This is a genomic window from Planococcus sp. TJ-301, assembly GCF_058268475.1.
The window spans coordinates 2,159,641-2,173,842 of sequence record NZ_JBZDOH010000001.1; the positions used below are offsets into that span (position 1 = coordinate 2,159,641).

The 14,202-nt window shown below is 46.9% G+C and carries 14 protein-coding genes and 1 riboswitch; of the genes, 3 read left to right on the forward strand and 11 right to left on the reverse strand.

What is annotated here, in order from left to right; translation table 11 throughout:
* The first annotated feature begins 22 nt into the window (after window positions 1–22).
* Window positions 23–1,159 carry a TolB-like translocation protein gene (locus AC4EHJ_RS10520; protein ID WP_490975512.1) on the forward strand — a complete coding sequence of 379 codons (1,137 nt, stop codon included), beginning with the start codon at window positions 23–25 and terminating at the stop codon, window positions 1,157–1,159.
* Between the two features lie 222 nt (window positions 1,160–1,381).
* On the opposite strand, the gene AC4EHJ_RS10525 is transcribed toward AC4EHJ_RS10520, so the two are convergent.
* From AC4EHJ_RS10525 to AC4EHJ_RS10550, 6 genes are all read right to left on the reverse strand, one after another.
* A complete protein-coding gene (locus tag AC4EHJ_RS10525) occupies window positions 1,382–2,206 on the reverse strand; it encodes a YxiH-YxzG fusion protein (RefSeq protein WP_490975513.1) in 825 nt (274 codons plus the stop codon).
* 364 nt (window positions 2,207–2,570) lie between these two features.
* Entirely contained in the window at window positions 2,571–2,906 is a 336-nt protein-coding gene (locus tag AC4EHJ_RS10530; protein WP_490975514.1) for a zinc ribbon domain-containing protein YjdM, read from the reverse strand.
* A 181-nt stretch (window positions 2,907–3,087) separates the two neighbouring features.
* Window positions 3,088–3,822, reverse strand: a complete 735-nt coding sequence (locus AC4EHJ_RS10535) for an amino acid ABC transporter ATP-binding protein (RefSeq protein ID WP_490975515.1) — start codon at window positions 3,820–3,822, stop codon at window positions 3,088–3,090.
* A gap of 30 nt (window positions 3,823–3,852) precedes the next feature.
* Complete coding sequence (locus AC4EHJ_RS10540) at window positions 3,853–4,620, reverse strand: amino acid ABC transporter permease (protein ID WP_490975516.1); 768 nt, start codon at window positions 4,618–4,620, stop codon at window positions 3,853–3,855.
* A 64-nt stretch (window positions 4,621–4,684) separates the two neighbouring features.
* A complete protein-coding gene (locus AC4EHJ_RS10545) occupies window positions 4,685–5,530 on the reverse strand; it encodes a transporter substrate-binding domain-containing protein (RefSeq protein ID WP_490975517.1) in 846 nt (281 codons plus the stop codon).
* Between the two features lie 133 nt (window positions 5,531–5,663).
* A riboswitch (Lysine riboswitch) is annotated at window positions 5,664–5,846 on the reverse strand.
* 274 nt (window positions 5,847–6,120) lie between these two features.
* Window positions 6,121–6,906, reverse strand: a complete 786-nt coding sequence (locus tag AC4EHJ_RS10550) for a nucleotidyltransferase domain-containing protein (protein ID WP_490975655.1) — start codon at window positions 6,904–6,906, stop codon at window positions 6,121–6,123.
* A 197-nt stretch (window positions 6,907–7,103) separates the two neighbouring features.
* Here AC4EHJ_RS10550 and AC4EHJ_RS10555 point away from each other — a divergent pair, with 197 nt between their 5' ends.
* The gene (locus AC4EHJ_RS10555) at window positions 7,104–7,553 is read left to right on the forward strand and encodes an SRPBCC family protein (RefSeq protein ID WP_490975518.1); all 450 of its coding nucleotides are present in this window, start codon (window positions 7,104–7,106) and stop codon (window positions 7,551–7,553) included.
* A 131-nt stretch (window positions 7,554–7,684) separates the two neighbouring features.
* Entirely contained in the window at window positions 7,685–8,443 is a 759-nt protein-coding gene (gene pgeF, locus AC4EHJ_RS10560; protein WP_490975519.1) for a peptidoglycan editing factor PgeF, read from the forward strand.
* Between the two features lie 224 nt (window positions 8,444–8,667).
* Here the strand turns inward: pgeF and AC4EHJ_RS10565 are convergent, their stop codons facing one another.
* From AC4EHJ_RS10565 to AC4EHJ_RS10585, 5 genes are all read right to left on the reverse strand, one after another.
* Window positions 8,668–9,717, reverse strand: a complete 1,050-nt coding sequence (locus AC4EHJ_RS10565) for a lipid II:glycine glycyltransferase FemX (protein WP_490975520.1) — start codon at window positions 9,715–9,717, stop codon at window positions 8,668–8,670.
* A 120-nt stretch (window positions 9,718–9,837) separates the two neighbouring features.
* Window positions 9,838–10,830 carry a Gfo/Idh/MocA family protein gene (locus tag AC4EHJ_RS10570; protein WP_490975521.1) on the reverse strand — a complete coding sequence of 331 codons (993 nt, stop codon included), beginning with the start codon at window positions 10,828–10,830 and terminating at the stop codon, window positions 9,838–9,840.
* Between the two features lie 106 nt (window positions 10,831–10,936).
* Entirely contained in the window at window positions 10,937–12,214 is a 1,278-nt protein-coding gene (locus tag AC4EHJ_RS10575) for an MFS transporter (protein ID WP_490975522.1), read from the reverse strand.
* A 64-nt stretch (window positions 12,215–12,278) separates the two neighbouring features.
* Entirely contained in the window at window positions 12,279–12,698 is a 420-nt protein-coding gene (locus tag AC4EHJ_RS10580; protein WP_490975523.1) for a universal stress protein, read from the reverse strand.
* Window positions 12,699–12,719: 21 nt separating this feature from the next.
* Window positions 12,720–14,180: a SulP family inorganic anion transporter gene (locus AC4EHJ_RS10585; RefSeq protein ID WP_490975524.1), complete on the reverse strand. Its 1,461-nt coding sequence runs from the start codon at window positions 14,178–14,180 to the stop codon at window positions 12,720–12,722.
* Between the last annotated feature and the right edge of the window lie 22 nt (window positions 14,181–14,202).

Sequence of the window (14,202 nt, forward strand, 5' to 3'; positions counted from 1 at the left end):
ACATACTTGAGGAGGAATAAGAATGAAGAGAAAAATTCAAGGTTTCACCATGCTGGCTATCGTTACGGTCTTTGCAGCTGGTTATGCCATCCAAAGCAAGGCGGATACAGAAAAAACAGTTACCATCACAGAAGACGTTCGACTCGAAAGTTCCCTTTCGGATAGCGCGATTGGCGTATCTCATGAAGGAACCATTCCAGTAGAGATTCCGGTAAGTGAAACATCCAATTATACAGGTTTTTTGGGAAATCAAATCATTTTTAATAGAGATGGTGCCACTAACCGAGTAAGTATTCCAGAATTAGAAGAAAGTGAAATCGCTGCTCGTGAATTTAATGAAGTGTCCGAAAACGGCAAGCGCGCTCTTAGTAGAGATGGTGCTCAAGTTTATGTGATGGATTTAGAATCAGGTACTGAAAAAGAAATCGGGTCCGGTACTGAAATGGATGAATATTACTTTGCAGATGCCGAAGGAAATGAAGTGATTCATATTATGGATACATCTGAAAAGATTCAAATTCAAACAATTGAAGTGGCTACCTTAAAGATTGAAAACTGGGATTTGACCAGTCTGTTTAAAGTAGATGGCTTGTATCTATCGAACATTCGTAAGGACAAGGATGGCATCTATGTAACAGGAGAATCTATTGACCAAGGGCCTGGTCTGTATCATCTGAATTATGACGGTGAACTGCGGTTGATCATTGCCTTGCCTGAAAGCGACTCACCAATACTCGGCTCGGTAATGAATAGTTATGACTTCTTAGATCCCAACAATATTATTTTCAATGGGATGTATAATGAAAAATCAGGTATTTTCTTAATGGATTTGCTGTCCGGTGAAGTAACCCAATTAGTAGCAGGCGGTGAGGACGAGGAAGGAATATGGACACCTTCTTATAAACTGTCTCCAGATAAAGAAAAACTTCTTTTCGATACACCCGTACAAGTAGGCGATGGTTATAAAACAAATATTTATATGGCCGAAATTATGGATGGCAAGTTAGTGAATGAAGTTCAGATTATGGGAAATGCTGATTTATATGCAATCATCAGTATGACAGGCGCTTGGAGCGCGGACTCTAAAACAGCCTATGTTGGTACTACAACAGCGAAAGATAAATTCATCGATGCGGTCGAGATATTTACTATCGAGTAAAAAGAATTTCTAATATGAATGGCCAGAAGGTTCAGTTACACCCTTCTGGCCATTTATATTTTCACTTTAAAAAGCTTTAGATTAGTTTCTTTGATTACTTCCGATAACCTCATGATATGTAAACCGAATTCACGCCAAAGCTCTTTTAATCCTAGAGCACAGAGCTTAGATTGTAATGTTACATTCAGACACAAACAACCTGACGCTTCAAGAATATTTATATTAGTCTTCATTTAACACTTGATAAAGACTTACTTCGTAGTCAGAAATAGAGATGAAGTGATGAATCTCTGATGGATTTAGTCCTCTCAAGACTCCTTGAACCGTTCCTAGAAGCAGCGGTGCCTGTGCGCCGATTTCTAATTGATACATTACTTGATCGGCATCGTAAGAATCAAAAAAGTAGGCATAATCCCCTCTGACGCAAAGGGCGTGAGATCCATGCAATATTTCAGGAATTGAATAGGAACAGAAACCCCGTGTCTTGGGGTTCACTTCAACCAGCTGAAAATCGGTGTATGGAAAGAGCCATACGTTGTCCCCTTCGCCTTTGCAAAGTGCATAACAATCATCGATTACGCACGGATCCGACAAATCGGAATGATAGCGGAAGAGGACTTTTCCCATAAGGTTAAAAAGCACGAGCCCTTCGGTGGAAATGCCGTTTCCATAGACCCCTTCATCAAAATAGCTGATCCATATCCCTTCTTTTCCAACAGCTATCTCTTCAATTGCCTCTCCCCCGTTAAAGGAATGGATGAGGTGGCCGGTCAGATTGATGATAAATACATTTTCTTCGTTTTCCTCATTTTCATAGGTAGCTACCAAAATGTGAAGGTCATCAACCCACCGGATACGCGATAAGCTATACCGCGTAAAGGAAACATCTATTTCGACACCCTTCAATTGAATGACTGTCTTGTTATTTTTCTGGAGAATCACGGCCGTTCCGTATCGGCCCTTCCAGTCCGCATCAACAACTTCCACCGACTCTCCTTGATGGGAAGAAGACGAATAAATGATTTTTTTTGTTAGTCCTTGGCTCAAAAAAACTCCCCCTAATCCTCACGCCAAATGGTCTCATTCCTCTTTCTTCTCAATATACCAACAGAACGAAATGAAGGCTATATAATTCTAGTAATAAAAGCGTTCGTAAAAGTACACGTTTACGAACACTCTAAAAAAGCACAAAACCGCTAAAAAAACCGTTCGTAAACATGTCCAAACACTTTACGAACGTTCGCTATCCTCCAAACACTTTTTCGAACAGTTTCCGTCTCATCTAAAGAACGGAGAATTCCCATAGACAAACAAGCTCCAGCAAAAAAAGCCGCCGAGTCTTTTCTCGACAGCATAAAACCCGGGCTAGATGCCCGGGTTTTAATTTGTATCCGTTTCACGTGGAACAAAATCAGCCTTTTTTAACGAATTCCGATTTCAACTTCATCGGCCCGAAACCGTCAATCTTGCAATCGATGTCGTGGTCGCCTTCGACAAGTTTGATGTTCTTGGCCTTTGTGCCGATTTTCAGCACCGACGAACTGCCTTTTACTTTCAGGTCCTTTATCACTGTTACGGAATCGCCGTCTACCAGAACGTTGCCGTTTGCATCGCGCACAACTTTCACTGTTTCTTCCTCTTCCACTACAACCGTCCATTCGTGTCCGCATTCCGGACACACCAATAGATCTCCATCTTCATATGTATATTCCGATTTGCATTCTGGGCAATTTGGCAAAGTTTTCATTTCTTCAATTCCTCCCATCATCTAAGCAATATCTCAAGACGTTCCTTCCATATTACCACGCCTTGAGCCTCTTCAGAAAGTGAATATGAAACGAATTTTGGGACAGCTACTGCCCAGTCAATCGCGTAAAAAGCCTGCAGGGCGCAATGCCCGGCAGGCTGGATTTTGTTCTCTTTTTCGCTTAACGCAAGGTCCGCTTCAAAAACTCCTGAGTCCGCTCTTTCTTCGGGTTGTTGAAAATTTGTTCAGGCGGCCCTTCTTCAACGATGACGCCTTTGTCCATGAAGACAACCCGGTCTGCTACTTCTTTGGCAAATTCCATCTCATGCGTAACAATCAGCATTGTCAGCCCGCTTTTCGCCAAGTCTTTCATGACTTTCAGCACTTCGCCGACCATTTCGGGATCGAGTGCCGATGTCGGCTCATCGAACAGCATCACATCCGGTTCCATCGACAACGCACGCGCAATTGCCACACGCTGTTTCTGGCCGCCAGAAAGCTGTTCAGGCTTTGCATTGATGTATTGGTCCATGCCCACGACCTGCAGAAATTGCTTCGCTGTCTTTTCGGCATCTTGCCGCTTGCGCTTCAGCACTTTCATTTGCCCGACGACGCAATTGTTCAAGACATTGTGGTTATTGAACAAGTTGAATTGCTGGAACACCATGCCAAGTTTGGTGCGGTAGGAATGAATGTCATGGCGGTCATCAAGGATGTTTTCGCCATTATAGATGATCTTGCCGCCGCTCGGTTTTTCGAGCAGGTTGACACAGCGGAGCAGCGTCGATTTACCGGATCCGGACGACCCGATGACACATACTACTTCGCCTTTGCTGACAGAGAAATCGATGTCTTTCAACACTTCATGCGTTCCGAAGGATTTGCTTAAATGCTGGATTTCAATAACTTTTTCCATAAGGTCTCCTCTTCTGCTATTGCGGATTTCTTATTCTTTGATTTTATGTTCTGTGTCTTCTGCCGTGACCACTTGCATTGGCAAGCCGCCGATCATGCTGTAATTGGACGGCCCTGCCATTTTGCGCTCAAGCTTGCGCAGCAGGAGCGTGATGGTGAATGTCATGACAAAGTACAAGACGCAGGCGATGAAGAACGATTCGAAATACCGGAAATTATTGCCCGACACCGACTTGGTCTGGAAAAACAATTCCGTGACGCCGATAACGTTCAATACGGCGGTGTCCTTGATATTGATGACAAACTGGTTGCCGGTTGCCGGAAGGATGTTGCGCACTACCTGCGGCATGACGACGTTCATCATTGTCTGGAAATGATTCATGCCGATTGCCTGTGCCGCTTCGAACTGTCCTTTGTCGACAGAAATGATACCGCCCCTGACGATTTCCGACATATAAGCGCCCGTATTAATGGAGACGATGAAAATCGCCGCCGTAAAGACATCCATATCAATGCCGAAAGCCATCGCCGAGCCGTAGAAAATGACCATTGCCTGAACAATCATCGGCGTGCCGCGGAAAAATTCCACGTACGCGGACAGCAAGAAATTGATCGTTTTCTGGAACAAACGCTTCACGCCGCGCTCCGGCATCGGAACTGTATTGACAATGCCGATAATCAAACCGATTGCGGCACCGATCAACGTGCCGATGATGGAAATCAGCAATGTCATCCCTGCTCCGCGCAGGAACATTGGCCAATTATTTGTAAGTATGGTGATAACCCACTCAAGACTCATGGTTTTCCTCCTAAAAAAATTTAAAGCCGGCTGCATTTAGCTGCAGCCGGCACCGCCTAAACTTTTACTGGGCAGCTGGTTGGTTTTGAATAGCCTTATCCATGATTTCCTGGCGTTGCTCTTCTGAGATGCCAGTTAATGTTTCGTTGATCTGTTCTGTAAACTCGCTGCCTTTTTTCAAGCCGACAGCTACTGCCGTGTCATCTTCTGAAGTCTCAAAGCCGTCTGTGAATTCCACCATCGCGAAATTCTCGTTCGCTGCTGAAGCGCTGACCGCTTCCGGGCGTTCTGAAACATAGCCGTCAATCATGCCCGACTCAAGCGCTACCCGCATTGCTGGGAAGCTTTCCATTGCCGTCTCTTTGGAAACCCCTTCAATTTGGTCGATAACCGTATAATGGAACGTATTCAATTGCGCCGTTATTTTCGCGCCGCTGAAGTCAGCAAGCTCGCTCGCGCCTTCAAATTCGCCGCCTTTTTTCACAACCATCACCAATTCCGATGTGTAATAATGCTCGGAAAAATCGATGGTTTCTTTGCGTTCCGCTGTCGGCGACATGCCCGCCACAATGGCATCGATTTTGCCGGAGTTCAGTGCTGGGACCAAGCCGTCCCATTCCGTTTTGACGATTTCCAATTCTTTTCCGAGACCTTCCGCGATTTGTTTCGCGATTTCCACATCATAGCCGCCCGCGTATTCCGCATTGCCGGAAATTTTCACAGCGCCATTGGAATCATCGCTCTGCGTCCAGTTGAACGGCGCGTAGCCCGCTTCCATCCCTACTTTAAACGTCCCGCCTTCTTCAGTTGAACCTCCGCCTGAAGCTGCGTCTTCTTCCGATCCGCATCCCGCAAGCAACATGCCCAGTGAAAGCACGGCTGTTAACATCAATCCTGATTTCTTTTTCATCTTTTCATTCTCCCCCTTTGTGTTTTAAGTAAAATAATTCTGAATAGGCCAAAAAGGGCAGCTATGTACAAAAAAAGACCTGAGATAGACTCAGATCGCTATATGCATAGTTGCCCTAAATCCTCTTTTCCCGTATCGAGATAGCACACCGCGAAAGACTGGGAAGTCCAATGCGGCAGTCCTGCAATTATTCACTGCAGACCCAGCAAGTAATAATGAGAAATATTACAAACTTCGGCGGTCTTCCCTTCTCCATAGCATCCTTGTTTCTCAAACTCCTCTATGGACTAATAAATTCCGCGCCTCTACCTCACCGGAAAGTGAGGTCATATTCACTTGTTTTTCATAGTCTACATTATTACTTTTTTCCTGTCAACGCCGCTCCAAATTCTGTTCTGCGCTCTTTTTCCGCGTCTTATCATCCATCAAAACTATTCAAAGAAAAAGTAGTTGTTGTAATTAAGCGAATATCCAAATTTATTACTATTCTTGTTTTAAATGAAAGCATAAAAATATTTCACCTTCCAAAGCAAAGGACTGAAAAAGGCGAATCGGCTCTTTTAAAGATGGTCTGCCTTTTGTTTGCGCAATTATTCCCATACTTGCTTTAAAGTTTCCCTAAATAAAGAATTAAGCTTATCGGTTGGGTCTCCAATGCGCGGCGGCAATGTCTTTGCATAAGCTTCCAGCCCTTCAATTTCACTGTCCAAGAAATGATGAATGGCAGGAATCCGCTGTTCCAGATCCAGCTCTTCCCCCGCTTTCTTGCGCTCCAACAAATCGAGGATCTCCTCTTTCAAAATCCCCTCGGGCACAAGACCTTCCATTAACTCATAAAAATCAATCGGCGGAATGGTCTGGTGCTCTTTGATCCAAGTCGCAGCCAATACAGGACGCAATGCATAAAAATATTTTTTTATCTTTACCTCCTCTTTGTTGAGATGGGTCCGGTAATTACTTTTCGCCATATTTAAATAATGGTAGAGGCTTGCATTCGGAAAGAAAACTTCATCTTCCAAGGTCTTTAATTTTTCTTTGAACGAATAGGCTTCATAATACTGGATTTCGCTGTACATCCACTCCAGAAATGGTGGGTTGCTTTTCCGGAACAGCCGCAAAGCTTTCGTGATTTCCCAACCGCTGATGTCGAGCATGTCGTTAATGGGCATTTCAATGACATCCCGCTTCTCGCCGATGCCTTGCGGGTCGATGGCCAAATACCACTCCAGCTGATGAATATAGACGAAACGGACGTCGTAATCACTGTCCGTTGACGGAAATCCCCACGCCCGGCTGCCGGACTCAACCGCGAACAGCACTTTCACTTGAAACTGTTCTTCGATTTCTTTTAACTTTTCCTGTATCACCTGATCCATCAACGCCACCGCTTTCATTAATTTCACTTCTTATTTGATTAGCATAATTGATTTGCCACGGAATGCCAATTTGCCCACACATCCCATATACACCATAATAATTTATTTAAATATTCCGATAAATTAGAAGTTTAATGATTTCTTCGTTGTATAATGAAAGCAGAAATCATCTTGCATTCCAGGAGGCGAATGAACGCATGGCTCACACGAAACAGACCATCTTCATCAATGCTCCACTTGAAAAAGTTTTTCGCTACACCATCAATCCTGAAAATTGGGCACATTTCTACAACAATCTGGCTTCTCCGAAAAAAATTGACGGCAACGGTGAGGTCGGTACCGTCGTTGAAGCCGAGTATGCCATCATGGGCATGCATTTCCCTGAAACCATTCAAGTCACAGAATGCGAAATCACCGACAGCACCGCCAAATGGACGGGCATGATGAGCGGCAGTTTCAATGCCAGACAATCCAGCTATTACGTTACGAGAGACTCTGGTACAGAGGTCAGTTTTGAAATCGAAAGCTATATCCCGGATGACTTGTTCGGAAAAATCACCGACCGGATCATCTACGAACGGCTGAGCCGGAACTCTGCCTCCCATACCTTGGAAAACATCAAAGCCATTTGTGAAAGTTCCGAGTAGCAAAAAGGAAAGCGCGCTGCAAAGCGTACTTTCCTTTTTTGGTTGGCTTCTGGCCGTTGCTGCTATATATTTTAGGAAAGGCAGTAAGTTTTTTCAGAGCCCTGGTAAAATTGTTGAAAAGAGGTGCGAAGATGAAATCGATTATTTATACGGACGACAACAAGTTTCTTGCAGGCATTACGGTGAAGAACGAAGAAGCACCGGAAGCCAATAATATGGCGCTCCACGCATGCATGGATCCTGCTAAGATTGCCGAAAACCGGGCACTTCTTACAACATCAGTCAATAGCAGCATGAATGATCTCGTTTGCGCCCAGCAAACCCATAGCGCCAATTTCCACCGCGTGGAAACGTCGGACAAAGGCCGCGGCGCATTGGATTTGGCGAGCGCCATACCGGATACGGACGCTCTTTATACATACGAATCGTGCATCTTGTTGTCCAGCTTTGCTGCCGACTGCGTGCCGATCCTGTTTTTCAACGAATCGGCGGGAGTTGTCGGCGCCGTCCATTCCGGCTGGCAAGGGACGGCAAAAGAGATTTCATTGAAATTGTTCCAACACCTGATTGAAGTGGAACAATGCCGGCCGGAGGATTTTCGCATCCAGATTGGACCTGCCCTGAGTCAGGAGAAATTCGAAGTCGATGAAGACGTGTATTTGAAATTCAAGGCGCTTGGCTATGCGGACAGCTTTGCGTATTACAATGAAGAAACCGGCAAATACCACATCGACAACCAGCTTGTGGTGAAAAAGCAATGTGAACTCGCAGGCATCCCTGCAGATTCCATAGCGGTCGACCGGATCTGCACGTATCAGGATCCTTCCGGCTTTTCTTACCGAGAAAACCGGAAAGCCGGCCGCCATATGGCATTCATTATGAAAAAATAGAGGCAAAGCCAATCGCGAAAGGCATTCCAGTGAAAGCTGGAATGCTTTTTTTCATAGATATTAATCAAAATTGCTGCAAATAGCGTATTTTAATTGGATAGTTTTGGATTCACTTCCCTTGCCGAGCGAAATACTTTCTCTCAACTGCTAAATACTTTCCGCACGCAAAAAGGGGCGTCTCCGAAAGGACGCACCTGCCAAATCTATTCGTATTTAATGTTGCCTCAAGCTCTGTACAAAGGAAAATAGGAGCTGTTTTCGTCTTTCTCTTTTTCAAAACAAAGCATTTGGTACAACGCAGGATTGTGGATTTTCTTTCCGATATGGAATTCCAGCGGTGCGTCTTGGGTGAAAGTCTTTTTGAAGCGGTAAAGGTTGTCGTCCTGACCTGAATAGCCGCCGCCCAGATGAAACGCTTCCGCGCCCCCCGCCTGGCCCCATTCGGCGATTTTGAAAAGCAGCAAATTGTTCGCACCCAGGTTCCGATATGCCATTAATGATCCTGATAAATGATAGTGGATGAATTTGCCCTGGCTCAACACTAAGGTCGCCGCAATCATTTTCCCATCCAGGAATGCGCCGAAGAAATGAAGGTCCGATCCGAACAGCGTGATGGTTTTTCGGAAATATTCCTCGGTGAAAAAGTAATAACGGGTCGCGTTGTTGCGGCGCATGGTGTCGTAATACATCAAGATGAATTCCTCGAGGTAATCTTCCGTGCTGATTTTTTTGATTTCGATGTTGTTCTTTATCGCTTTGCGGATCATGTTGCGGTTTTTTCCCGGAATGCGGCTCAGCAAATCGCCTTCCTGCTGCAGCCCGATTGCCACTGTATCGCTGACGTAGGAAATCTCCATCTCGGTTTCGAAACCTTGCTGGTTGCCTAATAACGGATGGAATCTGGCAAATTCCGAGACGATGTGATGGCGCTGGCAATATGCGCCGAATTCTTTTCGGAATTCCGACAGCAAAGCCTGCTCGCTGCCGCAGCATGAAATCAGCGGTCCACCGTAGCCATATGGTGTCGTAATATCGTATAATTCCAAATCGCCTTCATTGGCAATCGTCCGTTTGATGACCGGATACGCAATTTTGCCGGAAGCATTTTCAAAAACGAACAACATCGCCTCCCCCTCATCCAATAACAGGGCGCTCATAAAATATTCATGCGAGAAATAGATGTCGGTATTCGAAAAGCCGGCTACAAGGCGATTCCAGCGAACGCTGTCCTTGCCATCAATGACTGTGAGTAATCTTGTTTCCTGCACCTGCATAACATGACCCCCCTGATTTTGAAAAGGTGTCGGCTGATTCACCTGTTCTTATTCCATACTTTAAAGGGCGCAAATGAAATTCAGGTGAAATTATGCAGGGGTTTTAATTTTTTTTGCATTTTACGAAAGGCTGTCGAGGATCCGGTCGCAAAGCGCCATCGTTTGGACGTTGTCGCGTGCGTTCGACAAGGGCATCGCACCCGTTGTACAGCATTCAAAGAAATGGGCCATTTCACCGACAAAACCGCGGAGGTACAGGTCCCGGTAAGCTCCGGACATCGGCGTTGCGGACGGCTTGTAATGGGTGTCCGCTTCTTCGATCGATTGCCATGGCTGTTCTTCGTGATGCTGGGATTTATGAATCGTCAACGCATTGATTTCATCCGCAAAAGCGAATCCTTCATCAAACGTCACCGTGATATTCTCACTTTCACGCGTCCAGGCAGTCATGCCGCTGAAATACAGGCTGCCGACCACGCCCGTTTCAAACTTCAACGAGATGCTATGTGAAATAAACCCTTTGCTGCTGTTTTTGAACCCTTTCACTTCCACCGCTTCGCCGAACAGGAACCGCACGAGGTCCACCATGTGGATGGCGGCGAACTTCATGAACTGCTCGTCATTTTCACAAAACAAGGTACTGTCGACAGCAAAGCGCGCTTGGAAAGAGCGGGCTGGACCGAGCGTTCCGCCATCAATCACTTCTTTGAGTTTTTGGTAAATCGGTGCGTAGCGCTTCATGAACCCGACCATCACTTGGACTCCGGCTGTTTCAGCAGCGGCTGCAATGTCAGCCGCTTCTACCTCCGTCATGCCAAGCGGTTTTTCGACAAAGACGTTTTTCCCTGCATGGATGCAGTCAAGCACTAACGCGGCATGGTCTTCAGGCTGGGCAACAACCACCACACCCGCACATTCTTCCGCTTCCAGCATGCTTCGGTAATCATCATAAGCGCTGCCTTCGCTTCCCAGCCGCTGAAGCGCATTGCGGGAACGCTCAAAACTGCGCGTGGCAATCGCTTGGATTTCCGCTCCCGCTTCCAGTGCCGCTGGGTAAATATTCGTCGTCGAATGGAGGCCGGCTCCAATGAAACAGACATTTGTTTTTTTCATATGACCTCTCCTTTTTTCTTCATATCATATACCAAGACCGTCAAAAAAAGCCCTTTTCCATATAAAAAAGCCGTGAAATGCTTTTGCATTTCACGGCTTGCGCTGATTATCCAGCTTGTTTTTGCGGCGGATCGGCCAGCAGCGACGCCACTATTCCCAATAGCGGAAAAATCATGATGACCCATAGCACTTCATCATAGCCGCCAAAACGGTCAAAGAACAGGCCGAACGGCAATGGCCCGAGAGCAGAACCGACGACCATCACCGCCATGGAAATCCCTGTGATGCTGCCCAAGTATTGCCGGCCAAAATAATTCGGCCAGATCACACTGAGCGTCACGCGTTCAATGCCGAGCATGAATCCCCAAACAACGGCAAACAGAATCGCTGAGGAAAAGGCGCTTGCTTCTTTCAGCAAGAAGATCGATGCGATCTCCCCGGCAAAAACAGCAGCAAGCATCCATTGTACCCGGATCTTATCAAGCAAATAGCCTGCCAGGAAAGTCACCGGAAAACCGATGACAGCCATGAGGCTTAAGACGGCAGCAGCCGTTTCAGGCTCAAGCGACTGGAGCGAAAAAATGGAAACGAGGTGGAACGTCATGCCGGTATTCACCAGCGCCGGAACTGCTACACAAAACAGCAGCAGCCAAAAAGTCCGAGTCGTCCGGGCCTCTTTCACCGTCCAGCTGATATCAGCGGACAATTGCCGCTGATGCTCTTTTTTGCTGACACTTGGACCATTGTCCGGCCGTAATCCGAAATCTTCCGGCCGGTTGCGGATGAAGAAAAAAGCCAGCGGCGTAAATATGAGGATTACCGAAGCACCAAGAATCTGCCACGCTGCGCGCCAGCCAAACGATTCGATCAGCCAGACATTGAGCAGCGGGAATGCGGCGGAACCGATCATCCCTCCAAGCGCCGCCAATCCCAAGGCCTTGCCGCGCTTCTGAATGAACCACTGCGGCACCAGCGAATTCGGCACGAGCGACATTGAGCCTTGCCCGAATAACCTGACAGCAAAAAAGCCGATAAACAGCATCGCCCAGTTGACGACGAGGCTGTTGAACACACTTGCCGCTGCTAACAGGATGGAAACGATGACCGCCATTTTGCGTGCACCGAATTTATCGACCATTCGGCCGACCATGAACAGCATAAGCCCTGCAAGCAAGGTCGCCGCTGAGTAAATACCGGAAACCGCCGAGCGGCTCCACCCGAATTCTTCTATGTAATAATCGATAAAAATGGCATTCGAATACGTTTGTCCCGGGCCTGAGAAGAAATGAGAGAGCCCTGCAACGATGACAATCAGCCAGCCGTAATAAAAGGGCGTTTGGATTAAACCGGGTTTCTTTGGGTGTGTGCTTTTTATGCCTTGCATGTCCAAGCTCCTTTGCATAAAAAAGGAGCCCCGGAGAGCTCCTTTTCCAATTACCTTTTCATTGTTATTTGACGATCAGCACCGGACAATTCGCCCGTTTCACGACTTTGTGGCTGACACTGCCCAGCACCATTTCCTGGAGCGAGTTCAATCCGCGGCTGCCGATGACCAGGATGTCGAATTTTTCTTTATTGGCATATTCGACGATTGCCGGACCCGGTGTGCCATGAAGGATCTCGACTTTGTATGGGATGTTCTCCGCCGCCAAAGTTTGTTCGACCGGCTGAAGTTTTTTTCTGCGCTGCATGTCCAGCTCCAGTGAACTGCCGCTGTGCAGCACTTCGTTTTTAGCGTTGTCGTAATCTGCAACAAAGACGATCGTCACTTGGGACTCCGGAGAACCCGCCGCTAACTTTACCGCTTCATTCGCCGCGCGCACCGAATGGTCCGAGCCGTCCACCGCAAGCAATATCCGATTATACATATTCAGCACTCCTTCATTGGTTTAATGGGTTGGCAATTTGGCCTTATCGTTATTGAAAATAGCCAATTGGTCAATCAGTTTCTGGCTGCCTGAATCGAGGCCGGTGATTACGACGTCGTTGCGGTTTTCTTTGAATTTCAAGACGACCCGGTCGACAGCGCCGACGCCGGAATCATCCCAGATATGCGCATCCGTGAAATCGATGTACACTTGCTGTCCTTCGACTTCGTAATCGAATTTCTCCAGGAAATCATCGACCGAAGCAAAGAATAATTGGCCGACCACCCGGTAACGGGCAGCTTCCTGCAATTCCTTCTCCACTTTGATCTTTGAAATTTTAGCGACAAAGAAAATCGCGCTCAATAAAACACCTGCAAAAACACCTTTTGACAAATCGTGCGTATATACCACAATCGCAACGGTTGCCACCATGACAATCGCATCGGCTTTCGGCGCTTTTTTCAAATAGCTGAACGAAGACCAATCGAATGTGCCGATCGACACCATGATCATGATGCCGACAAGCACGGGCATCGGAATTTGAATGACGACGTTGCCCAGAACGATAATCAGGAACATCAGAAACGTACCGGCTACGAACGCAGACAATCTGCCGCGGCCTCCAGATTTAACATTGATGATCGATTGGCCGATCATGGCACAGCCGGCCATGCCGCCGAAAAACCCGTTGACAAAATTGGCGATTCCTTGCCCTCTCGACTCTTTGTTCTTGTCACTCGACGTCCCCGTCATATCGTCAACAATATTGGCGGTCAATAACGATTCCAACAAGCCGACCACAGCCAATGCCAATGAATACGGCAAAATGATCATTAAGGTTTCAAGATTGAATGGCACGTCCGGCAGCAGGAATGTCGGCAATGTCTGGCTGATAGTGCCTAAATCCCCCACCGTGCGCATATCAAAACCGTAATAAATCGTAACGGCAGTCAATGCCACCAATGCGATCAATGGAGCCGGAATGGCTGTAAAAAATCGCGGTACAATGTAAACGATCGCCAACGTGATGGCGACAAACACATACGTCAGTGTATTGATGCCAAGGAAATGCGGCACTTGCGCCATGAAAATCAGGATAGCCAGTGCGTTGACAAAGCCGATCATGACAGCCCGCGGGATGAACTTCATCAATTTCGCAACTTTAAATACCCCCAATAATAATTGGATGACCCCTGTTAAAATAGTGGCCGCCAATAAATACTGCAGCCCGTGGTCGCGTACAAGCGGCACCATCAGCAAAGCCATAGCGCCCGTAGCTGCGGAAATCATTCCTGGCCGCCCGCCGACAAATGCGATGATGACGGCGATACTGAACGAGGCGTAAAGTCCCACCATCGGGTCAACCCCCGCGATGATCGAGAATGCGATTGCTTCCGGAATCAATGCAAGCGCTACGACAATCCCTGCCAGGATGTCTCCCCTCACATTGCCAAACCATTGAGTTTTAATTTTTTCTAACACAGCCCTTACTCCCTTTTACTCT

Coding starts and splice junctions, on each gene's coding strand:
- AC4EHJ_RS10520 (WP_490975512.1), top strand. CDS start 23: ATGAAGAGAAAAATTCAAGGTTTCACCATGCTGGCTATCGTTACGGTC.
- AC4EHJ_RS10530 (WP_490975514.1), bottom strand. CDS start 2,906: ATGAAAACTTTGCCAAATTGCCCAGAATGCAAATCGGAATATACATAT.
- AC4EHJ_RS10535 (WP_490975515.1), bottom strand. CDS start 3,822: ATGGAAAAAGTTATTGAAATCCAGCATTTAAGCAAATCCTTCGGAACG.
- AC4EHJ_RS10540 (WP_490975516.1), bottom strand. CDS start 4,620: ATGAGTCTTGAGTGGGTTATCACCATACTTACAAATAATTGGCCAATG.
- AC4EHJ_RS10545 (WP_490975517.1), bottom strand. CDS start 5,530: ATGAAAAAGAAATCAGGATTGATGTTAACAGCCGTGCTTTCACTGGGC.
- AC4EHJ_RS10550 (WP_490975655.1), bottom strand. CDS start 6,906: ATGGATCAGGTGATACAGGAAAAGTTAAAAGAAATCGAAGAACAGTTT.
- AC4EHJ_RS10555 (WP_490975518.1), top strand. CDS start 7,104: ATGGCTCACACGAAACAGACCATCTTCATCAATGCTCCACTTGAAAAA.
- pgeF (WP_490975519.1), top strand. CDS start 7,685: ATGAAATCGATTATTTATACGGACGACAACAAGTTTCTTGCAGGCATT.
- AC4EHJ_RS10565 (WP_490975520.1), bottom strand. CDS start 9,717: ATGCAGGTGCAGGAAACAAGATTACTCACAGTCATTGATGGCAAGGAC.
- AC4EHJ_RS10570 (WP_490975521.1), bottom strand. CDS start 10,830: ATGAAAAAAACAAATGTCTGTTTCATTGGAGCCGGCCTCCATTCGACG.
- AC4EHJ_RS10575 (WP_490975522.1), bottom strand. CDS start 12,214: ATGCAAGGCATAAAAAGCACACACCCAAAGAAACCCGGTTTAATCCAA.
- AC4EHJ_RS10580 (WP_490975523.1), bottom strand. CDS start 12,698: ATGTATAATCGGATATTGCTTGCGGTGGACGGCTCGGACCATTCGGTG.